The sequence below is a fragment of the Achromobacter sp. NCFB-sbj8-Ac1-l genome (genome assembly GCF_052695805.1).
Genome location: NZ_CP199812.1, coordinates 6,332,663 through 6,358,302, shown reverse-complemented (window position 1 = coordinate 6,358,302; position 25,640 = coordinate 6,332,663). Strand labels below are relative to the sequence as shown.

At 63.4% G+C, this 25,640-nt stretch carries 19 protein-coding genes and 4 tRNA genes; 18 read left to right on the top strand and 5 right to left on the bottom strand.

The genetic code is table 11. From position 1 onward, the window contains the following. Genes ACUDP5_RS29225 through ACUDP5_RS29210 form a run of 4 tightly spaced genes read right to left on the bottom strand, consistent with a single transcriptional unit; the run spans window position 1 to window position 4,566 of the window. Complete coding sequence (locus tag ACUDP5_RS29225) at window positions 1–762, bottom strand: DeoR/GlpR family DNA-binding transcription regulator (protein ID WP_445657864.1); 762 nt, start codon at window positions 760–762, stop codon at window positions 1–3. Window positions 763–779: 17 nt separating this feature from the next. Continuing rightward, window positions 780–2,447, bottom strand: a complete 1,668-nt coding sequence (locus ACUDP5_RS29220) for an ABC transporter permease subunit (protein ID WP_445659228.1) — start codon at window positions 2,445–2,447, stop codon at window positions 780–782. A 52-nt stretch (window positions 2,448–2,499) separates the two neighbouring features. Further along, window positions 2,500–3,507, bottom strand: a complete 1,008-nt coding sequence (locus ACUDP5_RS29215) for an ABC transporter ATP-binding protein (RefSeq protein ID WP_263915284.1) — start codon at window positions 3,505–3,507, stop codon at window positions 2,500–2,502. Between the two features lie 48 nt (window positions 3,508–3,555). Continuing rightward, window positions 3,556–4,566 (bottom strand): ABC transporter substrate-binding protein, encoded by a 1,011-nt coding sequence (locus tag ACUDP5_RS29210; protein ID WP_263915283.1) that lies wholly within the window; start codon window positions 4,564–4,566, stop codon window positions 3,556–3,558. 185 nt (window positions 4,567–4,751) lie between these two features. Here ACUDP5_RS29210 and hisN point away from each other — a divergent pair, with 185 nt between their 5' ends. From hisN to rpoC, 17 genes are all read left to right on the top strand, one after another. Next, entirely contained in the window at window positions 4,752–5,558 is an 807-nt protein-coding gene (gene hisN / locus ACUDP5_RS29205) for a histidinol-phosphatase (RefSeq protein ID WP_263915282.1), read from the top strand. A 64-nt stretch (window positions 5,559–5,622) separates the two neighbouring features. After that, a complete protein-coding gene (locus tag ACUDP5_RS29200) occupies window positions 5,623–7,008 on the top strand; it encodes a glutamine synthetase family protein (RefSeq protein ID WP_263915281.1) in 1,386 nt (461 codons plus the stop codon). 51 nt (window positions 7,009–7,059) lie between these two features. Then, a complete protein-coding gene (locus tag ACUDP5_RS29195) occupies window positions 7,060–8,451 on the top strand; it encodes an aldehyde dehydrogenase family protein (RefSeq protein WP_445657863.1) in 1,392 nt (463 codons plus the stop codon). Between the two features lie 22 nt (window positions 8,452–8,473). After that, window positions 8,474–9,637, top strand: coding sequence for an iron-containing alcohol dehydrogenase (locus ACUDP5_RS29190; protein ID WP_263915279.1), 1,164 nt, complete (start codon window positions 8,474–8,476; stop codon window positions 9,635–9,637). 115 nt (window positions 9,638–9,752) lie between these two features. Beyond that, window positions 9,753–9,839: transfer RNA gene (locus ACUDP5_RS29185), tRNA-Tyr, on the top strand. 145 nt (window positions 9,840–9,984) lie between these two features. Then, window positions 9,985–10,058 (top strand) — tRNA-Gly (locus ACUDP5_RS29180). Between the two features lie 10 nt (window positions 10,059–10,068). Further along, a tRNA-Thr gene (locus ACUDP5_RS29175) sits at window positions 10,069–10,143 on the top strand. 57 nt (window positions 10,144–10,200) lie between these two features. After that, window positions 10,201–11,391 (top strand): elongation factor Tu, encoded by a 1,191-nt coding sequence (gene tuf, locus ACUDP5_RS29170; RefSeq protein ID WP_175192346.1) that lies wholly within the window; start codon window positions 10,201–10,203, stop codon window positions 11,389–11,391. A 143-nt stretch (window positions 11,392–11,534) separates the two neighbouring features. After that, a tRNA-Trp gene (locus tag ACUDP5_RS29165) sits at window positions 11,535–11,610 on the top strand. Window positions 11,611–11,674: 64 nt separating this feature from the next. Continuing rightward, window positions 11,675–12,055 carry a preprotein translocase subunit SecE gene (gene secE / locus ACUDP5_RS29160; protein ID WP_175192347.1) on the top strand — a complete coding sequence of 127 codons (381 nt, stop codon included), beginning with the start codon at window positions 11,675–11,677 and terminating at the stop codon, window positions 12,053–12,055. A 9-nt stretch (window positions 12,056–12,064) separates the two neighbouring features. Then, window positions 12,065–12,598: a transcription termination/antitermination protein NusG gene (gene nusG, locus ACUDP5_RS29155; RefSeq protein WP_006389586.1), complete on the top strand. Its 534-nt coding sequence runs from the start codon at window positions 12,065–12,067 to the stop codon at window positions 12,596–12,598. 62 nt (window positions 12,599–12,660) lie between these two features. Next, complete coding sequence (gene rplK, locus ACUDP5_RS29150; protein ID WP_006389587.1) at window positions 12,661–13,092, top strand: 50S ribosomal protein L11; 432 nt, start codon at window positions 12,661–12,663, stop codon at window positions 13,090–13,092. A 2-nt stretch (window positions 13,093–13,094) separates the two neighbouring features. Beyond that, on the top strand, window positions 13,095–13,796 hold the full coding sequence (gene rplA / locus ACUDP5_RS29145) for a 50S ribosomal protein L1 (RefSeq protein WP_025141328.1): 702 nt from the start codon (window positions 13,095–13,097) through the stop codon (window positions 13,794–13,796). A 270-nt stretch (window positions 13,797–14,066) separates the two neighbouring features. Continuing rightward, on the top strand, window positions 14,067–14,591 hold the full coding sequence (gene rplJ, locus ACUDP5_RS29140; RefSeq protein ID WP_006389589.1) for a 50S ribosomal protein L10: 525 nt from the start codon (window positions 14,067–14,069) through the stop codon (window positions 14,589–14,591). Window positions 14,592–14,672: 81 nt separating this feature from the next. Continuing rightward, a complete protein-coding gene (gene rplL / locus ACUDP5_RS29135; protein ID WP_013397031.1) occupies window positions 14,673–15,053 on the top strand; it encodes a 50S ribosomal protein L7/L12 in 381 nt (126 codons plus the stop codon). 162 nt (window positions 15,054–15,215) lie between these two features. Beyond that, window positions 15,216–19,328 carry a DNA-directed RNA polymerase subunit beta gene (gene rpoB / locus ACUDP5_RS29130; protein ID WP_263913078.1) on the top strand — a complete coding sequence of 1,371 codons (4,113 nt, stop codon included), beginning with the start codon at window positions 15,216–15,218 and terminating at the stop codon, window positions 19,326–19,328. Then, a complete protein-coding gene (rpoC, locus tag ACUDP5_RS29125) occupies window positions 19,328–23,572 on the top strand; it encodes a DNA-directed RNA polymerase subunit beta' (RefSeq protein WP_263913077.1) in 4,245 nt (1,414 codons plus the stop codon). The genes rpoB and rpoC overlap by 1 nt, the downstream gene beginning before the upstream one ends. Window positions 23,573–23,683: 111 nt before the next feature. Here the strand turns inward: rpoC and ACUDP5_RS29120 are convergent, their stop codons facing one another. Then, window positions 23,684–24,079 carry a TssQ family T6SS-associated lipoprotein gene (locus ACUDP5_RS29120; protein ID WP_263913076.1) on the bottom strand — a complete coding sequence of 132 codons (396 nt, stop codon included), beginning with the start codon at window positions 24,077–24,079 and terminating at the stop codon, window positions 23,684–23,686. A gap of 156 nt (window positions 24,080–24,235) precedes the next feature. On the opposite strand from ACUDP5_RS29120, the gene ACUDP5_RS29115 reads away from it, so the two are divergent. Next, window positions 24,236–25,627, top strand: coding sequence for a serine/threonine protein kinase (locus tag ACUDP5_RS29115; RefSeq protein ID WP_445659227.1), 1,392 nt, complete (start codon window positions 24,236–24,238; stop codon window positions 25,625–25,627). Window positions 25,628–25,640: the final 13 nt, after the last annotated feature.

Here is a 25,640-nt window from a genome sequence, read left to right as displayed (position 1 = left end):
CTACACCGTCAACGTCTTGCCCACGGCGGCCTTCAGTGGCGCGAAGGCCGGCATCTTTTCCGCGTTGACGTTGGTGACCAGGTAATCAATGCGGCCCACCTCGCAATACGACACGCGGCTGCACAGGCCGATCTTGCTGAAGTCGGCCAGCAGCACCCGTTGCTTGGCGTTGGCGGCCATCGCTCGGGCCACCTCGGCTTCGCGCAGGTCGTAGCTGGTGGCGCCGCATTCGGCGTCCACGCCCACCGGAGACAGCAGCGCCAGGTCGGCGCGGTAGCGGTGGATCTCGGCAATGGTGATGTCGCCGGCGGTGGCGCATACCGGGCCGCCCACCGATCCACCCAGCATGATCAATTCGTTGGCGCCGTTACCGGCCGCGCCGACCTTCAGGGCCACGTCGAACGAATTGGTGATGATGGTCAGCCCGGTCAGCTTGGCCAGTTCGTCGGCCAGCACGCTGGTGGTGCTGCCGGCATCCAGAAACAGTGTCTGTCCGCTGCTGACCAGGCCGGCAGCGGCGCGTGCGATGGCGCGTTTGTATTTGACGCGCGTGTGCACCCGTTCGGTGATAGGGGGTTCGCTATGCACCGGCACGGCGCCGCCGTGCACGCGGCGCAGCTCGCCCATCGCTTCCAGCTCCAGCAGGTCGCGCCTGACCGTCTCCCGTGATACCCCCAGTTCGCCGACGATACGGTCGGTCGATACCTGCTGCAGGGAAGACAGCAGGGCGCGGATTCTTTGATACCGCTCTTCTTGCCACATATCGGATGCTTCCTAATCTATTTGCGGCGCCGCGCCGCCAGCGCGATCAACGCGCGCATCGCCAGCAGGGAACCGCCCACGACCAGCATGATAAGCGTCGAATAGGCCGCCGCCTGCGAGACGAACCCCGCTTCGTCCAGCCGCAAGACGGAAACCGGCGCCACGCTGACCGAGGGCGTCACCAGGAATATCACCGCGGACAGCGTGACCATGGACCGCATGAACAGGAAGAAGAACACGCCCAATACGGTGGGGGCGATCTGCGGCAGCACGGCATCGCGCAGCACCTGCCAGGTGCCCCCGCCCAGGCAGCTGACCGCTTCCTCCAGCGCTTGCGGCACTGCGCGCATCCCCGTCATCATCGTCAGAAAGCCCTGCGTGTGATAGTGGTAGAAATTGCACAGGGCGATCAACGCGGCGCTGCCGTACAGCGCATACAGCGGCGTGGCGGGCGAATTGAAGGCGAAGATGTACGACAGGCCCAGCACCAGCCCAGGCACGCCCACCGGCAGCACCGACACCAGGTACACCAGCTTGGCCCAGGCCCGCGGGATGCGACACACGCCAAAGGTCAGGAAGAACAGCAGCAGCACGCCGCCGGATGCGGCCGCCAGTGACAGGTACAGCGATGTCCACAGCGGCGCGTAGCCGCCGCTGACGGTGATGTCGTAGTGCTTCAGCGTCCATTCCATGCGATACGGCCACAGGCGCATGAAGCTGGCGAACACGACGGTGGCCACCGTGGCCACGATCGCGCTGGTACACAGCAGCACGCCGGCCGTGAAGGCACGGTCGCGGCCGTGAGCGGGCTGCGGCATCACCCGCAATCCGCTGGGCGACGCCGAGCCGAACTGGCGTTGCGAGGCCACCCGTTCGATCTGCACCGAGATCAACGACGGCAGCAGCAACAGGATGCCCACCACCGATCCCATGCCGAAGTTCATCTGGCCCGAGACCTGGCTGTAGATCTCGGTCGCCAGCACCTTGTAGTTGCCGCCGATGACCGCGGCGTTGCCGAAGTCGGTGATGGTAATGACGAACACCACGAAGGCGGCGCTCAGCAGCCCGAACTTGCAGTTGGGTAACGTGATGTCGAAGAACTGCCGTGTGCTGGATGCGCCCATCACTTCGGCCGCGTCGTAGTAGCGCGCGTCGGTGTTGCGCAACGCGGCCTGCAGGATCAGCACTGCCTGGGGCAAGGCGTAGAACACGTTGGAAATCAACAGGCCCCAGAAGCCATAGATATCGAATTCCCAACCGGTCCAGCGGTGCACCAGGCCGTTGCGGCCCAGGATGAAGATCAAGCCCAGGCCTTGCACCAGCGAGGGCGCGAGCAGCGGCAGCACCAGCGCCAACTTGACGTAGGCCTTGCCGCGCATGCGGCTGCGGTCCAGCCCGTAGGCGATGGCAAAGCCCAGCAGCAGGCTGACGGCCGTGGTGGCCGCGCTCATGGTCAGGCTGTTGGCGGTGGCGGTCAGGATGCCGCGGGTCGCAAACACCTCGGCGTAGTTGCCCAGGCCGATCCCGCCATCCTTTTGGACCAGGCTGCGCCACGCCACGGTGGCCAGCGGAAACAGGAAAAACAACGCCAGGCCCGCCATCGGAATGCCGACGCAGGTCCACAGTAACACGCGGTCCAGCGACCAGGGCGTGCGGGCGGCGGGGGCGGATGCGGTGGCGCTCATGTGGGCCGTGCTCACTCGGCGGCTCCCGACCGCCTGGCCACGGCTGCCGGCGTCATACGCGGACCCAGGCGCATTGTCCCGGCTCCATGTCCAGGCGTACGGGGGCGCCCTGCGACAGGCCGGCCGCACCCTGTTGTTCCACCAGCAGTTCGCGGCCTTGCCAGTCCACCCGCAAGCGGGTGAGGTTGCCCATGAAGGTCATCTCGCGCACGCGCCCGGGGCCCTGGTCGTCGGGGGCGATGCGCAGGCTCTCGGGCCGCAGGCAGGCTTCGTAGCGGTCGCTGGCGCCGTCGGGCCGCGTCGCCAACAGCGCCGGCATGGCTTGCCGTACCCAGTCGGTGGGCAGCAGATTGCTCAGCCCCACGAAATTGGCGACGAACCGCGTCTGGGGCCGCAGGTACAGGTCGGACGGCGACCCCACCTGTTCCACGCGCCCGTCATTCATGCACACGATCTTGTCGGCCAGCGTCAACGCCTCTTCCTGGTCGTGGGTCACCATGATGGTGGGAATCCGCAGTCGGCGCTGCACGTCATGGATTTCTGCGCGCATGTCGGTACGCACTCGCGCATCCAGGGCCGACAGCGGCTCGTCAAGCAGGATCAGGGCGGGGTCTACCGCCAGTGCGCGGGCCAGCGCCACGCGTTGCTGCTGGCCGCCGGAAAGCTGGTGTGGATAGCGCTGCGCGTAGTCGGGCAGCTTGATCAACGCCAGCAGCTCCGTCACGCGTGACGCTATGCGCTCGCGGCTTTCACCGCGTATGCGCAGGCCGTAGCCGACGTTCTCTGCCACGGTCATGTTGGGAAAAAGCGAATACGACTGGAACACGATGCCGAAGCCGCGCTTGCGCGCCGGCAGGGCCGACAGATCGCGTCCGCCCAACCGGATGCTGCCGGCATCGAACGGCAGCAGTCCCGCCACGATGCGCAGCAGGGTGGTCTTGCCGCAGCCGCTGGGGCCCAACAAGCAGACGAACTCATGCTCGCCGACAGACAGGTCGATGCCTTCGAGGGCGACCGCGCCCTCGAAGGTCTTGCGTATCCCGCGCAGTTCCAGGTACATGGCTGCTCCAGCTGGGGACGGCGGCCGGCGGGCGCCGGCCGCGAGCCGTCAGCGTTTGATGGTGTCTTGCCAGGTCTTGATGGTGGCGTCGCGTTCGGCGGCGGATTTCTGGAAGTCCACGGGATACAGCACCGCGGTCAGGTCCTTGGGCAGGCCCGCGGCTTCGGCGGCCTTGTTCGGCGCCGCGCCGGGAATCGTCACCAGCTCCTTGTACTTGCTGTACAGCCCGCCCGCCTGGGCCGACAGCGTCCAGTCCAGGAAGCGCTTGGCATCCGTCGGGTTCTTGGCGGTCTTCATCAGGCCGGATGCCTCGAGCTCGTAGCCCACCCATTTCGACGGAATCACCATCTTGACGGGAAAGCCCTCTTCGATGGATTGCATGGCGGGGAACGCGAACGACACGCCGATCGCATACTCGCCGGCGCGGGCCATCTTGCAAGGGCGTGAGCCGGATGGGGTGTACTGCGCCACGTTCTTGTCCAGGTCCTTCAGGTACGCCCAGCCCTTCTCGGCGCCCATTCCCTGCAGCAGCGCCACGATCTGCAGGTAGCCCGTGCCGGACGCAGCGGGGCTGGGGATAACGATTTCACCCTTGTAGACCGGCTTGGCCAGGTCTTCCCACGACGTCGGCATGGGCAGGTTCCTGGACTTGAGCCTATCGGTGTTCACACAGAAGGCCGCGACGTAGCCGGTGGCGGCGAACCACTTGTTGTCGGCAGCCTTGTACTGGGCGGGCAGGGCGTCGATGCCTTTCGCGGCATACGGTTCCAGCAGTTGCTGCAGCCGCGGGTCCAGCATGTTGCTGACGGCAAAGCCCCAGATCACGTCCTGCTGCGGGTTGCCGGCTTCGGCGATCAGGCGCGCACCGAGATCGCCGGTGGACAGGCGCAGCACGTTCACCTTCACGTCCGGCATGGCGGCGTTGGCAGCCTTCAGATAGGCGGCGATTTCGTCCTCTTCCAGGGCGGAATAGACGGTAATGGCGCCGGCGTGGGCGGCCTGTGCACAACCTAGGGAAATTACTGCAACCACAAGGCTAAGCTTCTTCTTACATTGCATGATGGAACTCCGGAAAGGAATACACGGCAACGGCGGTGAGCTACGGTTTGCGGACAGCGGCCTGCTGTAAGACGGTTGGGTTGCTTTTTTAGGTATATTTGCAAATTTGTGGCAACGTGTCTAGACTGGAAAAACCTTAATCGCAAGGGTTTTTTTGGCGCTGCACCACGCCTGGGAGCTCGTCAATGCAAACTTCGCCGCCGCTTACCGCGCAGCAACTGGCCGCCTTTTCCTCGTTCGCCCAAACGCTGGCGGACCAGGTCCGGCCGTTGTCGCGCCAGTGGTTCCGCCACCCGCTGTCGGTGGACACCAAAGCGGACGAAAGTCCCGTCACCCAGGCAGACCGCGAGGTCGAAGCCGCATTGCGTGCGGCCATCGCCAGTCAGTACCCCGATCACGGCATCTTCGGCGAGGAATTCGGCGCCAGCCATGCCGAGGCTGACTGGGTCTGGTCCCTGGACCCCATCGACGGTACGCGTGCCTTCATCTCCGGCAACCCGTTGTGGGGCACCCTGTTGGCGTTGCTGCACCGTGGCCGCCCCGTGCTGGGCCTGATCGACATCCCGATGCTGGGCGAGCGCTGGCTCGGCGCCACCGATTCGCCCGCGCGATTGAACGGCGAAATCTGCCGCGCCAGCGGCTGCACCGAATTGGGGCAGGCGATTCTCTACGCCACTTCACCCGACATCTTCGAAGGCGCCGACCTGGCCGCGTTTGATACGCTGACCCAATCGGTGCGCATGCGCCGCTATGGGGGCGATTGCTACAGCTACGGCCTGCTGGCCAGCGGTCATGTCGACCTGGTGGTCGAGGCCGGCCTGCAGCCGTATGACTATCTGGCGCTGATGCCCGTCATCGAAGGGGCAGGAGGCGTCATTACCGATTGGTCGGGGCAGCCGTTAGGCCTCGCGTCGCAGGGCCGCGTGATCGCGGCCGCCACGCCGCAACTGCATCGCGAGGCGATGCGGGTGCTGGGGGCGGCCACAACCTGAAACGCCACGCCCCGCGACCCCGCAAGTCAACGCAACGCTTCAGCCATGGACAAGGTGAACGAGCATGCATGCACTAGGGGTAGCAACGGTGGAAGATGCAGAGCGGCTGGTGCAAGCCAGCACGCTCTCGCATATCAAGGTCGGCCTGTCTGACGTCGATGGCGTCATGCTGGGCAAGTACATCCGGCGCGACAAGTTCCTGGCCGCGCTGCGCGGCGGACTGGCGTTCTGCGATGTCGTGTTCGGCTGGGACCTGGACGACCAGCTCTACGACAACACCAAATACACGGGTTGGCACACGGCGTATCCGGATGCCAAGCTGCGCATCGTGCCGTCCACAGGTCGCCGGCTGCCGCTGGAACAAGGGCCCGGCGGCGAAGACATGCTGCTGTTCCTGGCCGAATTCGAAGGCCCCGCGGCCGAGATCTGCCCGCGTCGCTTGCTTCATCGCACGCTCGATCGCGCGGCCGACATGGGCTTCGAGGTCTACGCCGCGCTGGAATACGAGTTCTTCATGTTCCGCGAGACGCCGCATTCGGTGCGCGCCAAGCATTATCGCGACATGGAAAACTGGACGCCCGGCAACTTCGGTTATTCCATGCTGCGCAGCACGGTGCAGGGTGATTTCTATCGCAAGCTGCTCGACATGTGCGAACGCATGGACATGCCCATCGAGGGTCTGCATACCGAGACCGGTCCGGGCGTGCTCGAAGCCGCGATCGCGGTGGACCAGGCCGCAGCAGCGGGCGACAAGGCGTTTCTCTTCAAGACCTTCACCAAGGCGCTGGCGCAGCAGAACGGCCTGATGGCCACCTTCATGGCCAAGTGGTCGCATGATCACCCCGGTCAAAGCGGCCACATCCACCTGTCGCTGCGCGAGCGCAAGAGCGGGCGTTCGGCTTTCTACGACGAATCGCAGCCGCACGGCATGAGCCCGACGCAGGCCGCATTCATGGCCGGCGTGCAGCGCTATCTGCCTGAATTCATGGCGCTGTATGCGCAGACCATCAACAGCTATTCGCGGCTGGTGCCGGGCTACTGGGCGCCGCTGGATGCCACCTGGGGCATGGAAAACCGCACCACCGCGTTGCGCCTCATCCCGGGCAGCGACAAATCGCAGCGCGTCGAAGTGCGCATCGGCTCGGCCGACGCCAATCCCTACCTGGCCCTGTCCGCTGCGTTGGCATCGGGCCTGTACGGTATCGAGCAAGGCCTGAAGCCCGAGCCCATGGTGCAGGGTAACGCCTATACCCAGCAGTTTCCGGCGCACCTGCGTTTGCCGACCACCTTGTGGGAAGCGGCCCAGCGATTGCGTGAATCGGAAGCGGCGCGGCATCTGTTCGGCGATGCCTTCGTCGAGCATTACGCTGCCACGCGCGAATGGGAAGAACGCCAGTTCAGGCGCCACGTCACCGATTGGGAATTGGCGCGCTACTTCGAAATCATCTGACTGCTACGACACACCAAGTACTTATCCACAGCATGCATGCATAGGGCCGCCATGACGCAGGAACTCATCACCATCAGTCCCATCGACGGGCGCGAAGTCGTGCGGCGCCCCTACGCCAGCGAAGCGCAGATCGCGCAGGCGCTGGCTGACGCGCAGGCCGCGCAAGCGCCTTGGCATGCGTTGGGCATCGAACAACGCGGACGCATCCTGTCTGAGGCCGTCACGCGCTTTGTTGCGGCCAAAGCCGAAGCGGCGCGTGCGATCACGATCCAGATGGGACGGCCATTGCGCTACACACCCGGCGAAGTCGACGGCTTCGAGGCGCGCGCACGCCACATGATCGGCATCGCCGAGGCCGCTTTGGCGCCGATACGCGTGCCCGAGCTGACTGGCTTCACTCGCTTCATCAGTCGCGAACCCATCGGCGTGGCCTTGACGATCGCGCCCTGGAACTACCCGCTGCTCACCGCCGTCAACAGCATCGTGCCGGCCTTGATGGCGGGCAACACGGTCATTCTCAAGCACTCCGATCAGACGCCGCTGTGCGCTGAATTGATCGCCCGCGCATTCAGCGAAGCCGGCGTACCGCAGGGCGTGTTCCAGTACCTGCATGCCAACCACGACATCGCGCAGCGGCTGATCCGCGCGGCTGAAATCGGCTACGTGTCGTTCACCGGTTCTGTGCGCGGGGGGCGCAGCGTGGAACAGGCAGCCGCCGGCCGCTTCATCGGCGTGGGCCTGGAACTGGGCGGCAACGACCCGGCCTATGTGCGTGAGGATGCCAAGCTCGATCACGCCGTCGAAACCCTGGTGGATGGCGCGTTCTTCAATTCGGGCCAGTCCTGCTGCGGCATCCAGCGCATTTACGTGGCGCGGTCCCGCTACCAGGAATTCATCGACCGCGCGGCGAGCCTGACCAACGACTACGTCCTTGGCGATCCGCTGCGCGCCGAAACGACCTTGGGTCCGGTGGTGCGCACCCGCGCGGCCGACGAGGTGCGAGAAGTGATCGACGAGGCCCTCTCACGCGGCGCCCGCAACCTGGCCGACGCCAGCCGCTTCGAGGCCGCCCGCGCCGGCACGCCATACGTCGCGCCCGCGTTGCTCACGCAAGTCGACCATCGCATGCGCATCATGAACGACGAGTGCTTCGGACCCGTGGTCGGCGTGATGCCGGTGGACAGCGACGAAGAGGCCGTCGCGCTGATGAACGACAGCCCCTATGGTCTGACCGCCGCCGTGTTCACGCAGGACGAGGGCGCCGCCTTGCATCTGGGCCGCCAGGTGCGCACCGGCACGTTCTTCATGAATCGTTGCGACTACCTGGACCCTGCGCTGGCATGGACCGGCGTCAAGCACACCGGCCGCGGCGTGTCGTTGTCGCAAGTCGGCTACGAACAACTGACCCAAGCCAAATCCTTTCATCTGCGCAGCGTGGCCTGAGGCCGCGCGACCAGGAGCCGACATGACTGTCCCCAGCGTCAACTGGAACTATCCCACCGCCATCAAGGCGGGCCCCGGCCGCATTAAGGAACTGCCGCACTGGTGCCGCGAGCTCGGCATGGCAAGACCCTTGCTGGTCACCGACCCCGGCCTGGCGGCATTGCCGATGATCGGCGAGGCCGTGCGCGCGTGTCGGCAGGCGGGTTTGGAATGCGGCCTGTTCCACGAAGTGAAGGGCAACCCGACCGGGCGCAATGTGGACGACGGCGTCGCGCGCTATCGCGAAGGCCGCCACGACGGGGTGATCGCGTTCGGCGGCGGCTCGGCGCTGGACGCCGCCAAGGCCATAGCGCTGATGGCCGGGCAGAGCCGTCCGCTCTGGGATTTCGAGGACGTGGGCGACAACTATTTGCGCGTCAACGTTGCCGGCATGGCGCCGGTCGTGGCGGTACCGACGACGGCGGGGACGGGCTCGGAAGTGGGGCGCGCCTCCGTCATCACTGACGAGGCCGCCCACGTCAAACGCATCATCTTTCACGCGCGCATGCTGCCCGCCATCGTCATCCTGGACCCGGAACTCACCACCGGCCTGCCGCCCAGGATAACGGCGGCCACCGGCATGGACGCGCTGTCGCACAACCTCGAAGCCTACTGTTCGCCGTTCTTCCATCCCATGGCCGCCGGCATTGCGCTCGAAGGCATGCGCATCATCAAGGAATACCTGCCGCAGGCCGTCGCCGACGGCACCGATCTGCAAGCGCGCCAGCAGATGCTGGTCGCCTCCAGCATGGGCGCCACCGCGTTCCAGCGCGGCCTGGGCGCGATGCATGCGCTGGCGCATCCGTTGGGGGCGCTGTACGACGCACACCATGGCATGCTCAACGCCATCCTCATGCCTTATGTGCTCAAGGCCAACCAGCATGCCGTGGCCCCGCGGCTGCAGGCGCTGGCCCGTTACCTGGCGCTGCCGGACGACGGCCCGGGCGCCGTGCTCGACTGGGTGCTGGCCTTGCGCGAAACCGTGGGCATCCCCCACACCCTGGCCGACATCGGCATCAACGACTCGGAAGCCGAGCGGGTAGGGCGTATGGCCAGCGAGGATCCATCGGGGGGAACAAACCCCGTTACCTACACGCCTGACCAGTACGCCGAACTTTTCCGTGCAGCCGTTCGCGGAATCTTGTAAGCTTCGCCCCCTCTGCGCGGAAACGCGGCGGAGGTAGAACAAAAGATTTGAATATTTTTCGTCCCAGGCGTTTGACAGCGGATTTGAAAGTGTTCATAATCTCAAGTTCTCCGCTGGAGGGGTGCCCGAGTGGTTAAAGGGGGCAGACTGTAAATCTGTTGGCCTTGCGCCTACGTTGGTTCGAATCCAACCTCCTCCACCAGAGACCCATACCTGAATCCAGGCGATGTTTGCCTGGATTTTAAAATGTAGGCCTAGGGAACTGGGCGGCCTTCGCAACGAAGGTTGGAAAGTTCCCCAGGCCTTGATTTTGAAAGTCTGGGATAGAGATGGTGAAAGGGTAGCCCGCGGGTGTAGCTCAATGGTAGAGCAGAAGCCTTCCAAGCTTACGACGAGGGTTCGATTCCCTTCACCCGCTCCAAGATTTACATGCCCATGTGGCTCAGTGGTAGAGCACTCCCTTGGTAAGGGAGAGGTCGCGCGTTCGATCCGCGCCATGGGCACCACTAATTTCCAAAGTTCTTTTCTTCAGTCAGAAGCGCAATCCAGGTCAGGAGTCAGCCATGGCAAAAGGCAAGTTTGAACGTACCAAGCCGCACGTGAACGTGGGTACGATTGGTCACGTTGACCACGGCAAAACGACGTTGACGGCGGCGATCACGACCGTTCTGTCGAGCAAGTTTGGCGGCGAAGCCAAGGGCTACGACCAGATCGATGCGGCTCCTGAAGAAAAGGCACGCGGTATCACGATCAACACGGCACACGTCGAGTACGAAACGGAAGCGCGTCACTACGCGCACGTTGACTGCCCGGGCCACGCCGACTACGTCAAGAACATGATCACGGGCGCGGCCCAGATGGACGGCGCGATCCTGGTCGTGTCGGCCGCTGACGGTCCGATGCCGCAAACGCGTGAGCACATTCTGCTGAGCCGCCAGGTTGGCGTGCCGTACATCATCGTCTTCCTGAACAAGGCTGACATGGTTGACGACGCCGAGCTGCTCGAGCTGGTGGAAATGGAAGTTCGCGAACTGCTGTCCAAGTACGACTTCCCGGGTGATGACACCCCGATCGTCAAGGGTTCGGCCAAGCTGGCGCTGGAAGGCGACAAGGGCGAACTGGGCGAGCAAGCGATTCTGTCGCTGGCGCAAGCGCTGGACACGTACATCCCGACGCCTGAGCGTGCCGTTGACGGCGCGTTCCTGATGCCGGTTGAAGACGTGTTCTCGATCTCGGGTCGCGGCACGGTGGTGACCGGCCGTATCGAACGCGGCATCATCAAGGTTGGTGAAGAAATCGAAATCGTCGGTATCGTTCCGACGGTCAAGACGACCTGCACCGGCGTGGAAATGTTCCGCAAGCTGCTGGACCAAGGTCAAGCCGGCGACAACGTGGGCATCCTGCTGCGCGGCACCAAGCGTGAAGACGTCCAGCGTGGCCAAGTTCTGGCCAAGCCGGGCTCGATCACCCCGCACACGGACTTCACGTCCGAGGTGTACATCCTGTCCAAGGAAGAAGGCGGCCGCCACACCCCGTTCTTCAACGGCTATCGTCCCCAGTTCTACTTCCGCACGACGGACGTGACGGGCACGATCGACCTGCCGGCCGACAAGGAAATGGTTCTGCCGGGCGACAACGTGACGATGACCGTCAAGCTGCTGGCCCCGATCGCCATGGAAGAAGGTCTGCGTTTCGCCATCCGTGAAGGCGGTCGTACCGTCGGCGCCGGCGTCGTCGCCAAGATCCTGAAGTAAGCAATACCCGGATGGGTAGAGTGGGCTCTCAAGCCCCTCTATCCATCTTTGCTGTAAAAGTAGTATTATGTTCGGTTCCGCAAGCCGTCACGCAGATGGCCCTGGCGGAAAGTGGTTGAAATGTAGTGCACGTGTAGTGTTTTAGGGGCATAGCTCAATTGGCAGAGCGTCGGTCTCCAAAACCGAAGGTTGTAGGTTCGATTCCTACTGCCCCTGCCACCGCCAGGATAAACCCGCGGGAGATCATCGCGAGTTACGCATTCACGGCGGCTCGCGTCGCAATATGTCTAATACCAGCGTAGAAACTGTAACCAGTACCGCCGACCGGGTGAAGCTCGGGCTGGCGGTTCTTGTCGTTATTGCTGGCATCGTCGGGTTTTCCGTGCTTAGCGCGCAACCGATGCCTGCACGTGTCGGCGTGTTCGTCGGCGGCCTCGTGATCGCAGCTGTGATCGCCTGGTTCAGCGAACCCGGCCGCCGCACCCTGAGCTTCGCCAGCGAGTCCTACAACGAAGTCAAGCGTGTCTCGTGGCCCACCCGCAAGGAAACGACCCAGATGACGGGCATCGTTTTTGCATTCGTGGCGATCATGGGCATTTTCATGTGGGTGCTCGACAAGGGCATCGAATGGATTCTCTACGGCCTGCTGTTGGGCTGGAAATAAGGACGGCGAATGAGTAAGCGTTGGTATGTCGTCCATGTGTACTCCGGCATGGAAAAAAGCGTACACAAGGCCCTGAACGAGCGCATCGAGCGCGCGGGCCTGCAAACGTCTTTTGGCCGCATTCTTGTGCCCTCCGAGGAAGTCGTCGAGGTCAAGGGTGGCCAGAAGTCGATCACCGAGCGCCGTATTTTCCCCGGTTACGTCCTGGTTGAAATGGACCTGACCGACGAAACGTGGCACTTGGTCAAGAACACCAACCGAGTCACCGGCTTTTTGGGTGGCTCGGGCAATCGTCCGACCCCGATTTCCGAAAAGGAAGTCGAAAAGATCCTCTCCCAGATGGAAGAGGGTGTCGAGAAACCCCGCCCCAAGATCCTGTTCGAAGTGGGCGAGATGGTTCGGGTCAAGGAAGGTCCGTTTGCGGACTTCAACGGCAACGTCGAAGAAGTCAACTACGAAAAGAGCAAGGTTCGCGTGTCGGTCACGATTTTCGGTCGTGCCACGCCCGTCGAACTCGATTTCAGCCAGGTCGAAAAGACCTGATTTCAAACCCCGGGGAGCCCTGGCCTTTGCGCTAGGGCGATATAACCCGCAAGGAGCAAAGCATGGCGAAAAAGATCGTCGGCTTTATCAAGCTGCAAGTACCGGCTGGTAAGGCTAACCCCTCCCCCCCGATTGGCCCGGCCCTGGGTCAGCGTGGCCTGAACATCATGGAATTCTGCAAGGCGTTCAACGCCAAGACCCAAGGCATGGAGCCTGGTCTGCCGATTCCGGTGGTGATCACCGCTTTCGCCGACAAGAGCTTCACCTTCATCATGAAGACCCCGCCCGCGACGGTCCTCATCAAGAAGGCCGCCGGTGTGCAAAAGGGTTCGTCCAAGCCGCATACCGACAAGGTCGGCACGCTGACCCGCGCCCAGGCTGAAGAAATCGCCAAGGCCAAGGGCCCCGATCTGACCGCCGCTGATCTGGACGCCGCCGTCCGCACGATCGCTGGCAGCGCCCGCAGCATGGGCATCACGGTTGAGGGGATCTAATCATGGCAAAACTGTCCAAGCGCGCCGCCGCCATTGCACAAAAGATCGACCGCACCAAGCTGTACCCGGTCGCTGAAGCCCTGACCCTGGTCAAGGAAACCGCTGTCGCCAAGTTCAATGAATCCATTGACGTGGCCGTGCAGCTCGGCATCGACCCGAAGAAGTCGGACCAACTGGTCCGCGGCTCGGTCGTGCTGCCCGCCGGTACCGGCAAGTCGGTCCGCGTGGCCGTGTTCGCCCAAGGCGACAAGGCTGAAGCCGCCAAGGCCGCCGGCGCCGACATCGTCGGTCTGGATGACCTGGCAGACGCGATCAAGGCCGGTCAGATGGACTTCGACGTCGTCATCGCCTCGCCCGACACGATGCGTGTCGTGGGTGCCCTGGGCCAGATCCTGGGTCCCCGTGGCCTGATGCCGAACCCGAAGGTCGGCACCGTGACGCCCGATGTCGCCACCGCTGTCAAGAACGCCAAGGCCGGTCAGGTTCAGTACCGTACCGACAAGGCCGGCATCATCCACGCAACGATCGGCCGTGCGTCGTTCGGCGTGGAACAGCTGCAAACCAACCTGGCCGCTCTGGTCGACGCCCTGCAAAAGGCTCGTCCCGCCGCGTCCAAGGGCATTTACCTGCGCAAGCTGGCCGTTTCGTCCACGATGGGCGGCGGTGCACGCGTGGAAATTGCCTCGCTGTCGGCTTCCAACTAAGCCAACAGCAGTAAACGTACTTTGGGCTGCATCCGGATTCCTCCGGATGTTGCTGTCAAAGACCGCTGGAGCAGGGCGGTGCGAAGGTTCTCCTTCCACTGGAAGCAGTTCCCCCGCTGCCCCGCTTAATCCCGAAGCTCGCAAAGTTCGGATCCAGCGTAGACGGCGTCCCCAGGAAGATTTCTTTACCCGAAGAACTCGACCAGGCGCCGCATTCGGTTGACGCGCAAGGCTCAGGCCCCAAGCGTCTTTTGATGGAGTGTTCAAACCGTGAGTCTCAATCGTCAAGAGAAAGCGGTGGTAATCGAGGAAGTCTCGGCCGAAGTGGCCAAGGCACAATCGATTGTTATCGCCGAGTACCGTGGTCTGGACGTCGCCTCTGTCACCGTACTGCGCAAAACTGCGCGTGAATCGGGCGTGTATCTGCGTGTTCTGAAGAACTCGCTGGCCCGTCGTGCTGTTGCCGGCACGGCTTTCGAGCCGTTGGCTGAGCAACTGACCGGTCCGCTGATCTATGGCATCAGCGCTGATCCGGTTACGGCGGCCAAGGTCCTCGCAGGTTTCGCGAAAAGCAACGACAAGCTGGTCATCAAGGCGGGCGCTCTGCCCAACAGCCTGCTGAACCAAGAAGGTGTGAAGGCCCTGGCCACCATGCCCTCGCGCGAAGAGTTGCTGTCGAAACTGCTGGGCACCATGCAAGCCCCCATCGCGCAATTCGTGCGTACGCTCAACGAAGTTCCGACCAAGTTCGCCCGTGGCCTCGCCGCCGTGCGCGACCAGAAGGCAGCGGCTTAATCGCCCACCTTCACGGAATTCGCTGAACGACCGAGCGACACCCAAACCCTGGCATTACCAAAATTTTTGGAGTTCTGAAAAATGGCACTTAACAAAGCTGAAATCCTTGACGCCATCGCTGGCATGACCGTGCTCGAGCTGTCCGAGCTGATCAAGGAAATGGAAGAGAAGTTCGGCGTGTCGGCTGCTGCCGCCGCTGTCGCTGTCGCTGCTCCCGCTGCTGGTGGCGCTGCCGCCGCTGCTGAAGAGCAAACCGAGTTCACCGTCGTTCTGACCGAAGCTGGCGCCAACAAGGTTAGCGTCATCAAGGCCGTGCGCGAGCTGACCGGTCTGGGTCTGAAGGAAGCCAAGGACCTGGTCGACGGCGCTCCGAAGCCCGTCAAGGAAGCTGTGGCCAAGGCTGACGCCGAAGCCGCCAAGAAGAAGCTGGAAGAAGCTGGCGCCAAGGTCGAAGTCAAGTAAGACCTGCGTCAATTTGCCCGGGGACAGCGCAGTTTGCAGTCCCCGGGCTTTTGCGTTTCCAGGAAACCCCTGCTGGGGTCATGCCCTTTCAGAGGGGTTTCCTGGAGTCGTATCACCTGGGGCCGTGGTTGACGGCCCATGCAACCTCGAGTCGGAGTGCTCATGCCTTACTCGTACACCGAAAAAAAGCGCATCCGCAAAAGCTTCGCCAAGCGTGAAGACGTTCAAAACGTTCCCTTCCTGTTGGCGACACAGCTTCAATCCTACCTAACTTTCCTGCAGGCGGATACCGCCCCGTCCGATCGCGTAGCCGACGGTTTGCAGGCGGCGTTTTCGTCGATTTTCCCGATCGTTAGTCACAACGGTATGGCGCGCTTGGAGTTCGTGAGCTATGTGCTCGGCGAACCGGTGTTCGATGTCAAGGAATGTCAGCAACGTGGTTTGACCTATGCCTCGCCCCTGCGAGCCAAGGTCCGCCTGGTGCTGCTTGACCGCGAAGTCAGCAAGCCCACCGTCAAGGAAGTGAAGGAACAGGAAGTCTACATGGGCGAAATTCCGCTCATGACCGGCACCGGTTCGTTCGTCATCAATGGCACCGAGCGTGTCATCGTGTCCCAGCTGCACCGCTCGCCGGGCGTGTTCTTCGAACACGACCGCGGCAAGACGCACAGCTCGGGCAAGCTCCTGTTCTCGGCCCGCGTGATTCCTTACCGCGGCTCGTGGCTGGACTTCGAATTCGACCCCAAGGACGTCCTGTTCTTCCGTGTCGACCGTCGTCGCAAGATGCCTGTCACGATCCTGTGCAAGGCCATCGGCATGACGCCGGAATCCATCCTGGCCAACTTCTTCGATTTCGACAACTTCGAATTGAAGAGCGAAGGCGCCATGATGGAATTCGTGGCTGAGCGCTGGAAGGGCGAAATGGCCCGTTTCGACATCGCTGACCGCTCGGGCAAGGTGATTGTCGAAAAAGACAAGCGCATCAACGCCAAGCATCTGCGCGACCTGGCTGCCGGTGGCATCCAGCGCATCTCCGTGCCGGAAGACTTCCTGTACGGCCGCGTGCTGGCCAAGAACATCGTTGATGCGGACACCGGCGAAGTCATCGCCAACGCCAACGACGAGATCACGGAAAGCGTGCTGGGCGCCCTGCGCGCCGCCAACGTGCACGACATCCAGACGCTCTACACGAACGATCTGGACCGCGGCCCGTACATCTCGCAAACGCTGCGCACCGATGAAACCGCCGACCAGATGGCCGCGCGCGTTGCCATCTACCGCATGATGCGTCCTGGCGAACCGCCCACCGAAGAAGCCGTGGAAGCGCTGTTCCAGCGTCTGTTCTACAGCGAAGAAACGTACGATCTGTCGCGCGTCGGCCGCATGAAGGTCAACAGCCGTCTGGGCCGTGGTGAAGACATCACCGGCCCGATGACGCTGACCAACGAAGACATCCTTGAAACCATCAAGGTGCTGGTCGAGCTGCGTAACGGTCGTGGCCAGATCGATGACATCGATCACTTGGGCAACCGTCGCGTGCGTTGCGTGGGCGAACTGGCCGAAAACCAGTTCCGCGCCGGCCTCGTGCGTGTCGAACGCGCCGTCAAGGAACGTCTGGGCCAGGCCGAGACCGAAAACCTGATGCCGCACGACCTGATCAACTCCAAGCCGATCTCGGCTGCCATCAAGGAGTTCTTCGGTTCGAGCCAGCTGTCGCAGTTCATGGACCAGACCAACCCGCTGTCGGAAATCACGCACAAGCGTCGTGTTTCCGCACTGGGCCCGGGCGGCCTGACCCGCGAGCGCGCCGGCTTCGAAGTCCGCGACGTGCACCCGACCCACTACGGCCGCGTGTGCCCGATCGAAACGCCGGAAGGCCCGAACATCGGCCTGATCAACTCCATGGCGCTGTACGCTCGCTTGAACGAGTACGGCTTCCTGGAAACGCCTTATCGCAAGATCATCGACGGTCGCGTCAGCGAACAGATCGATTACCTGTCGGCCATCGAAGAAAGCCACTATGTCATTGCGCAGGCTAACGCCGCGCTCGACGAAGAAGGCAAGTTCGTGGACGACCTGGTCGCTTGCCGTGAGGCTGGCGAAACCATGCTGACCGCCCCGGCCAACGTGCACTACATGGACGTTGCCCCGTCGCAGATCGTGTCGGTTGCTGCCTCGCTGATTCCGTTCCTGGAGCACGACGACGCGAACCGCGCACTGATGGGCGCCAACATGCAACGTCAGGCCGTGCCTTGCCTGCGCCCGGAAAAGCCGGTCGTGGGTACGGGTATCGAGCGCACCGTGGCCGTTGACTCGGGCACCACCGTGCAGGCGCTGCGTGGCGGCCTGGTCGATCACGTCGACGCCGAACGCGTGGTTATCCGCGTGAACGACGAAGAAAACGTCGCCGGCGAAGTCGGTGTCGATATCTACAACCTGATCAAGTACACGCGTTCCAACCAGAACACGAACATCAACCAGCGTCCTATCGTCAAGCGTGGCGACAAGGTCGCCAAGGGTGACGTGCTGGCCGACGGCGCATCGACCGACCTGGGCGAACTCGCCCTGGGTCAGAACATGCTGATCGCGTTCATGCCCTGGAACGGCTACAACTTCGAAGACTCGATCCTGATCTCCGAAAAGGTTGTTGCCGACGATCGCTACACCTCGGTGCACATCGAGGAACTGACGGTCGTGGCTCGCGACACGAAGCTCGGTCCTGAGGAAATCACGCGCGACATCAGCAACCTGGCTGAGACGCAACTGAACCGCCTGGACGATTCGGGCATCACGTACATCGGCGCCGAAGTCAGCGCCGACGACGTGCTGGTCGGCAAGGTCACGCCCAAGGGCGAAACCCAGCTGACGCCGGAAGAAAAGCTGCTGCGCGCCATTTTCGGTGAAAAGGCGTCCGACGTTAAGGACACCTCGCTGCGCGTGCCTTCGGGCATGACCGGCACCGTGATCGACGTGCAAGTGTTCACGCGCGAAGGCATCGTGCGCGACAAGCGCGCCCAGTCCATCATCGACGATGAACTGCGCCGCTATCGCCAGGACCTGAACGACCAGCTGCGCATCGTTGAAAACGACCAGTTCGACCGTATCGAAAAGATGCTGGTCAACAAGACCGTCAACGGCGGCCCGCGCAAGCTGGCCAAGGGCGCCACGATCACCAAGGCTTACCTGGCTGATCTGGACCGCTGGCAGTGGTTCGACATCCGCCTGGCCGACGAGCCGCATGCCGTGGTGCTGGAACAGGCCAAGGAATCGCTCGAGCAGAAGCGTCACCAGTTCGATCTGGCCTTCGAAGAGAAGCGCAAGAAGCTGACGCAAGGCGACGAGCTGCCCCCGGGCGTGCTGAAGATGATCAAGGTCTACCTGGCCGTGAAGCGTCGTCTGCAGCCTGGTGACAAGATGGCAGGCCGTCACGGTAACAAGGGTGTGGTCTCGCGCATCACCCCGGTGGAAGACATGCCGCACATGGCTGACGGCACGCCGGCCGACATCGTTCTGAACCCGCTGGGCGTGCCCTCGCGGATGAACGTCGGCCAGGTGCTGGAAGTGCACTTGGGCTGGGCTGCCAAGGGCGTGGGCCACCGCATTGCCGATCTGCTGCGCGACGAGCGCACTGCGCAGGTCAAGAACGTTCGCGCCTACCTGGACAAGGTCTACAACACGACCGGTACGGGTGCACGCATCGACGAGCTGACCGACGAAGAAGTCATGGAAATGGCCCAGAACCTCAAGAACGGCGTGCCGTTCGCGACGCCCGTCTTCGACGGCGCGACCGAAGAGGAAATCACCACGATGCTGGAACTGGCCTATCCGGACGACGTCGCCAAGCGCATGGCACTGACGCCTTCGCGTACGCAAGCGTGGCTGTACGACGGCCGCACCGGCGAGAAGTTCGAGCGTCCCGTCACCGTCGGCTACATGCACTACCTGAAGCTGCACCACTTGGTCGACGACAAGATGCACGCGCGTTCGACCGGTCCGTACTCGCTCGTTACCCAGCAGCCGCTGGGCGGCAAGGCGCAGTTCGGCGGCCAGCGTTTCGGGGAAATGGAAGTGTGGGCGCTGGAAGCTTACGGCGCCGCCTACACCCTGCAGGAAATGCTGACGGTGAAGTCCGACGACATCACCGGCCGTACCAAGGTATACGAAAACATCGTCAAGGGCGACCACGTCATCGACGCCGGCATGCCGGAATCGTTCAACGTGCTGGTCAAGGAAATCCGCTCGTTGGCCCTGGACATGGATTTGGAGCGTAACTAATGAAAGCGCTACTCGACCTCTTTAAGCAAGTCTCGCAAGACGAGCAATTCGATGCCATCAAGATCGGCATCGCCTCGCCCGAGAAGATCCGTTCGTGGTCCTACGGCGAAGTTCGCAAGCCCGAGACCATCAACTACCGCACGTTCAAGCCCGAGCGCGACGGCCTGTTCTGCTCCAAGATCTTTGGCCCGATCAAAGACTACGAGTGCCTGTGCGGCAAGTACAAGCGCCTGAAGCATCGTGGCGTGATCTGCGAAAAGTGCGGCGTTGAAGTTACCGTTGCCAAGGTTCGCCGTGAACGCATGGGCCACATCGAGCTGGCCAGCCCCGTCGCGCACATCTGGTTCCTGAAGAGCCTGCCGTCGCGTCTGGGCATGGTGCTCGACATGACCCTGCGCGACATCGAACGCGTGCTGTACTTCGAAGCCTGGTGCGTGATCGAACCTGGCATGACGCCGCTCAAGCGCGGCCAGATCATGTCGGATGACGATTTCCTCGCCAAGACCGAAGAATACGGCGACGACTTCCGTGCCCTGATGGGCGCCGAAGCCGTGCGTGAACTGCTGCGCACCATCGACATCGACCGCGAAGTGGAAACGCTGCGCGGCGAACTGAAGGCCACCAGCTCGGAAGCCAAGATCAAGAAGATCTCCAAGCGCCTGAAGGTGCTGGAAGGCTTCCAGAAGTCGGGCATCAAGGCCGAGTGGATGGTCATGGAAGTGCTGCCCGTGCTGCCGCCGGACCTGCGTCCGCTGGTGCCGCTGGACGGCGGCCGCTTCGCGACCTCCGACCTGAACGACCTGTACCGCCGCGTCATCAACCGCAACAACCGCTTGAAGCGCCTGCTGGAGCTCAAGGCGCCGGAAATCATCCTGCGCAACGAAAAGCGGATGCTGCAGGAAGCCGTTGACTCGCTGCTGGACAACGGTCGCCGCGGCAAGGCCATGACCGGCGCCAACAAGCGCCAGCTCAAGTCCCTGGCCGACATGATCAAGGGCAAGAGCGGTCGTTTCCGTCAGAACCTGCTGGGCAAGCGCGTCGACTACTCGGGCCGTTCGGTCATCGTGGTGGGCCCGCAGCTCAAGCTGCATCAGTGCGGCCTGCCCAAGCTGATGGCCCTGGAACTGTTCAAGCCGTTCATCTTCAATCGACTGGAGATGATGGGCCTGGCCACGACCATCAAGGCTGCCAAGAAGCTGGTGGAAAGCCAGGAACCGGTGGTCTGGGACATCCTGGAAGAAGTCATCCGCGAACACCCGGTCATGCTGAACCGTGCGCCCACGCTGCACCGTTTGGGCATCCAGGCGTTCGAACCGGTCCTGATCGAAGGCAAGGCCATCCAGCTGCACCCGCTGGTTTGCGCGGCGTTCAACGCCGACTTCGACGGTGACCAGATGGCCGTTCACGTGCCGCTGTCGCTGGAAGCCCAGCTCGAAGCGCGCACGCTGATGCTGGCGTCGAACAACGTGCTGTTCCCGGCTAACGGCGAACCGTCGATCGTGCCGTCCCAGGATATCGTGCTGGGTCTGTACTACACGACGCGCGAGCGCATCAACGGCAAGGGCGAAGGCATTTTCTTCACCGACGTCGCTGAAGTGCAGCGTGCCTACGACAACGGCGAAGTCGAACTGCAAACCCGCATCACCGTGCGTCTGAAAGAGCACGAGCGCGACGAAGCAGGCGAATGGCAACCGGTCATCCGCCGTCACGAAACGACGGTCGGCCGCGCGCTGCTGTCCGAGATCCTGCCCAAGGGCCTGCCCTTCACCGTCCTGAACAAGGCGCTGAAGAAGAAGGAAATCTCGCGCCTGATCAACCAGTCGTTCCGCCGTTGCGGCCTGCGCGACACGGTGATCTTCGCTGACAAGCTGATGCAGTCCGGCTTCAAGCTGGCCACGCGCGGCGGTATCTCCATCGCCATGGGCGACATGCTGATCCCGACGGCCAAGGAAGGCATCCTGGCCGAAGCCAGCCGTGAAGTGAAGGAAATCGACAAGCAGTACTCGTCGGGTCTGGTCACGTCCCAGGAACGCTACAACAACGTGGTGGACATCTGGGGCAAGGCTGGCGACAAGGTCGGCAAGGCGATGATGGAACAACTGGCCACCGAGCCCGTGATCAACCGTCACGGCGAAGAAGTGCGCCAGGAATCGTTCAACTCCATCTACATGATGGCTGACTCGGGCGCCCGCGGTTCGGCCGCCCAGATCCGCCAGCTGGCCGGTATGCGCGGCCTGATGGCCAAGCCGGACGGTTCCATTATCGAAACGCCCATTACCGCAAACTTCCGTGAAGGCCTGAACGTACTCCAGTACTTCATCTCCACTCACGGTGCGCGTAAGGGTCTGGCCGATACGGCACTGAAGACCGCAAACTCGGGCTACCTGACCCGTCGTCTGGTCGACGTGACGCAAGACTTGGTGATCACCGAGGACGATTGCGGTACGTCGCAGGGCTACAACATGAAGGCCCTGGTGGAAGGCGGCGAAGTCATCGAGCCGTTGCGCGACCGTATCCTGGGCCGCGTGGCTGCCGTGGACATCGTCAACCCGGACACGCAGGAAACGGCCATCACCGCCGGCACCCTGCTGGACGAAGACATGGTCGACATGATCGACCGCATCGGCGTGGACGAAGTCAAGGTCCGCACTCCGCTGACGTGCGAAACGCGTCACGGTCTGTGCGCACACTGCTACGGCCGCGACCTCGGCCGCGGCTCGCCGGTCAACCAGGGCGAAGCGGTGGGCGTCATCGCCGCCCAGTCCATCGGTGAACCGGGCACGCAGCTCACGATGCGTACGTTCCACATCGGTGGCGCGGCATCGCGTTCGGCCCTGGCCAGCGCGGTGGAAACCAAGTCCAGCGGCGTGGTCGGCTTTGCCAGCACGATGCGCTACGTCACCAACGCCAAGGGCGAACGCGTTGCGATTTCGCGCTCGGGCGAACTGGCGATCTTCGACGACAACGGCCGCGAACGCGAACGCCACAAGATCCCGTACGGCGCGACCGTGCTGGTGGGCGATGGCGAGGCCGTGAAGGCCGGCGCTCGCCTGGCTACGTGGGACCCGCTGACCCGTCCGATCGTGTCGGAATACGGTGGCGCCGTGCGCTTCGAGAACATCGAAGAAGGCGTGACCGTTGCCAAGCAGGTGGACGAGGTCACCGGCCTGTCGACGCTCGTCGTCATCACGCCCAAGACCCGTGGCGGCAAGATCGTCATGCGTCCGCAGATCAAGCTGGCCAACGAGAACGGCGAAGACGTCAAGATCGCCGGCACCGATCACTCGGTGAACATCTCGTTCCCGGTGGGTGCGCTGATTACCGTGCGTGACGGCCAGCAGGTTGCCGTGGGTGAAGTTCTGGCGCGTATTCCGCAAGAATCGCAAAAGACCCGCGACATTACCGGCGGTCTGCCGCGTGTGGCCGAACTGTTCGAAGCCCGTTCGCCGAAGGATGCCGGCATGCTCGCCGACGTCACCGGTACGGTTTCGTTCGGCAAGGACACCAAGGGCAAGCAGCGTCTGGTCATCACCGACCTGGAAGGCGTGAGCCACGAGTTCCTGATTCCGAAGGAAAAGCAGGTTCTGGTGCACGACGGCCAGGTGGTGAACAAGGGCGAAATGATCGTGGACGGCCCGGCCGATCCCCACGACATCCTGCGCCTGCAAGGCATCGAGAAGCTGGCGACGTACATCGTCGACGAAGTGCAGGACGTTTACCGTCTGCAGGGCGTGAAGATCAACGACAAGCACATCGAAGTGATTGTTCGTCAGATGCTGCGCCGTGTGAACATCGTCGATGCGGGCGACACCGAGTTCATCCCGGGCGAGCAAGTCGAGCGCTCCGAGCTGCTGAACGAGAACGACCGCGTCAACGCTGAAGACAAGCGTCCGGCGACGTACGACAACGTGCTGCTGGGTATCACGAAGGCCTCGCTGTCGACCGACTCGTTCATCTCGGCCGCTTCGTTCCAGGAAACCACGCGTGTCCTGACCGAAGCCGCCATCATGGGCAAGCGCGACGACCTGCGTGGCCTGAAGGAAAACGTCATCGTCGGCCGCCTGATCCCGGCGGGTACCGGCCTGGCGTACCACCACGCCCGTCGCGACAAGGAAGCGCTGGAGGCGGCGGAACGCGAAGCCGCTCGCCAACTGGCCAACCCGTTCGAAGACTCGCCGGTCACGGTGGGCTCGGACGCCGATGTCCCGTCGCTCGACGTGGGCAGCGACGACGCCGCCGAGTAATCGGCCCGTCCGGAAAATCCCCCGCGCCGTCCTGGCGGGGGAGGCCAGAAGCAAAAAGGCCGCTGATGCGAATCAGCGGCCTTTTTTTTGGCTGGAGACGGGCGTTGCACCTTACTTGGCTGATTGGCTCTTGGCGCGCTGGAACGCCGGACCCCAGGCGGGGTGACCGGCCTCGTTGGGGGCCAGTTCGAAAGCCGGGTCCAATTGCAGGATGCGGGCGAAGCTGTCTTCGCAAAGCTGGGAATAACGGCTGACGCAGTAGCTGAACGCCTGCAGCTTGTAGGCTTCAATGCGCACGGCCCTGCTGGATGCCGCCAGCTCGTCGGACTTGGCCACCCGCCGGATGACTTCGCCGTAGTGGCCGGCGCTGTACTGGTCACGGACGTCCTGCAACTGTTGCAGCGCTTCGGGGGTGGGCGGCTTTTCAGGGGCGGCGGAAGGCAGGCCAGCGCAGCCCGCCAGGACTGCAGATAAGCCAATCATGGTGCCGAAGAGGCGAATTTTCATAGGCGTTCAACGAATCAAGGGAATTTGGCGATACGCTATCGTGCCACAGCCTGATGCGCTCGGACATTTTCGGCAATGTCCTTGCGTAACGGATTGGATAATATCCGGTTATCAGCCCAGAACCCCTCTTGCGACCGTCTTCGCAGTATTTTGAATATGTCTTCATCCGTCGGCCTGCACACGCCGCGTAGCCCGTTTTCCGGGGCTGCGCCGCTAGCCTTGCGCCCTTTGAGCGCCATCGCCGCCAGCGCGGCGGGCGGCGTGCCGGAGGCGCGCATCAAGCGATTGCTGTCGGATTTACTGCCGTCGCTGATGGGCCTGCACGCGCAAGGTGAAATATGCGGCGACATTTCGGTGGACACGGTTGGCATGGACGAAGGCGCCCGTGCGCATTTGCTGCCCGAACTGGCCGTGCCGCGATCCCGCCGCGCGGGCGTCACGCCGGCACCGGGATTCGCCCCCTTCGAGCTTTACACCGATTCGGCCGAGTGGCCGCGTGGCCCCTGGACTGACGTTTACGCGCTGTGCGCCGTCATGCACGCCCTGGTCCTCGGCCAGCGGCCGCCGCCGGCGCCCGAGCGCCGGGCCACCGACAACTACGAACCACTGGCATCGCTGGGCCTGGCCAAGTACACCCCGGCCTTTTTGGGTGTGATCGACCAGGGGTTGTCGATGTTGCCCGCCGACCGGCCGCAAACCCTGGCTGAATTGGCCCCCATGCTGGACATCTCGGCCTATGCCGAAACCTCGCCGGCCGCCAACGAGGCCTCGGTGGCCGAAGTGGCCGCGGCGCCAGCTGCACCCGTCGTGGCGGCGGCCACCCGGCCGCGCGGCGCGGGACGTCCGCTGTTGGCGTTGCTTTTGGTGGTTGCATTGCTGGGCGGGGGGATCTACGCCTGGGTGCATACCGGCATGGGTTCGACCAACGCCCTGATCACCCGTTCCGAGGTGGTGCCGCCCAATCCCCCCGCCGTGCAGCCCGCGCCGGCAGCAGGCGGGTCGACGCTATCGCCGGATCTGCCGGTGGCCGCCTATCGCGGAGCCGCGTCGGGCACAGTCAATCCGGGCACGCCGGGTCCCGATCCCTTCGCTTCTGCGCCGACCGTTCCTGGTGCGGCCGCGCCAGGAACGGTTACCCCGGGCCCTGCTGTATCCGGCCCTTCGCCGTCAGGGCCCGCTGGCTCGACGCCCGGGGCCCCCAGCCCTGCGGGTGCGATGCCCGAGAGCACGCCGCCCGCGCAGGGCCCCGCCGATCCGGGACCGGGCGGTGGCGCGCCCACGCACGAGTTGGCGCCGCCGGCTGCAGCGGCCCAGGATGACGCGCCCAAGCCGAAGCCCGTGCCGGTTCAGGTGCGCCTGGATATCCGCCCCTGGGGCGAGGTCTGGATCAACGGCATCGCGCGTGGCATCAGCCCGCCGGTGAAGGAAGTACGGCTGATCCCCGGCAAGTACCAGGTCGTGCTGCGCAATGCTGATCTGCCGCCGTATCGGGCAACCCTTGAGGTCAAGGCGGGCAAGCCTGCCGTCATCTCGCACGTTTTCCAATAGCACGGCAGTCGGT

Coding starts and splice junctions, on each gene's coding strand:
- ACUDP5_RS29225 (WP_445657864.1), bottom strand. CDS start 762: ATGTGGCAAGAAGAGCGGTATCAAAGAATCCGCGCCCTGCTGTCTTCC.
- ACUDP5_RS29220 (WP_445659228.1), bottom strand. CDS start 2,447: ATGAGCGCCACCGCATCCGCCCCCGCCGCCCGCACGCCCTGGTCGCTG.
- ACUDP5_RS29215 (WP_263915284.1), bottom strand. CDS start 3,507: ATGTACCTGGAACTGCGCGGGATACGCAAGACCTTCGAGGGCGCGGTC.
- ACUDP5_RS29210 (WP_263915283.1), bottom strand. CDS start 4,566: ATGCAATGTAAGAAGAAGCTTAGCCTTGTGGTTGCAGTAATTTCCCTA.
- hisN (WP_263915282.1), top strand. CDS start 4,752: ATGCAAACTTCGCCGCCGCTTACCGCGCAGCAACTGGCCGCCTTTTCC.
- ACUDP5_RS29200 (WP_263915281.1), top strand. CDS start 5,623: ATGCATGCACTAGGGGTAGCAACGGTGGAAGATGCAGAGCGGCTGGTG.
- ACUDP5_RS29195 (WP_445657863.1), top strand. CDS start 7,060: ATGACGCAGGAACTCATCACCATCAGTCCCATCGACGGGCGCGAAGTC.
- ACUDP5_RS29190 (WP_263915279.1), top strand. CDS start 8,474: ATGACTGTCCCCAGCGTCAACTGGAACTATCCCACCGCCATCAAGGCG.
- tuf (WP_175192346.1), top strand. CDS start 10,201: ATGGCAAAAGGCAAGTTTGAACGTACCAAGCCGCACGTGAACGTGGGT.
- secE (WP_175192347.1), top strand. CDS start 11,675: ATGTCTAATACCAGCGTAGAAACTGTAACCAGTACCGCCGACCGGGTG.
- nusG (WP_006389586.1), top strand. CDS start 12,065: ATGAGTAAGCGTTGGTATGTCGTCCATGTGTACTCCGGCATGGAAAAA.
- rplK (WP_006389587.1), top strand. CDS start 12,661: ATGGCGAAAAAGATCGTCGGCTTTATCAAGCTGCAAGTACCGGCTGGT.
- rplA (WP_025141328.1), top strand. CDS start 13,095: ATGGCAAAACTGTCCAAGCGCGCCGCCGCCATTGCACAAAAGATCGAC.
- rplL (WP_013397031.1), top strand. CDS start 14,673: ATGGCACTTAACAAAGCTGAAATCCTTGACGCCATCGCTGGCATGACC.
- rpoB (WP_263913078.1), top strand. CDS start 15,216: ATGCCTTACTCGTACACCGAAAAAAAGCGCATCCGCAAAAGCTTCGCC.
- rpoC (WP_263913077.1), top strand. CDS start 19,328: ATGAAAGCGCTACTCGACCTCTTTAAGCAAGTCTCGCAAGACGAGCAA.
- ACUDP5_RS29120 (WP_263913076.1), bottom strand. CDS start 24,079: ATGAAAATTCGCCTCTTCGGCACCATGATTGGCTTATCTGCAGTCCTG.
- ACUDP5_RS29115 (WP_445659227.1), top strand. CDS start 24,236: ATGTCTTCATCCGTCGGCCTGCACACGCCGCGTAGCCCGTTTTCCGGG.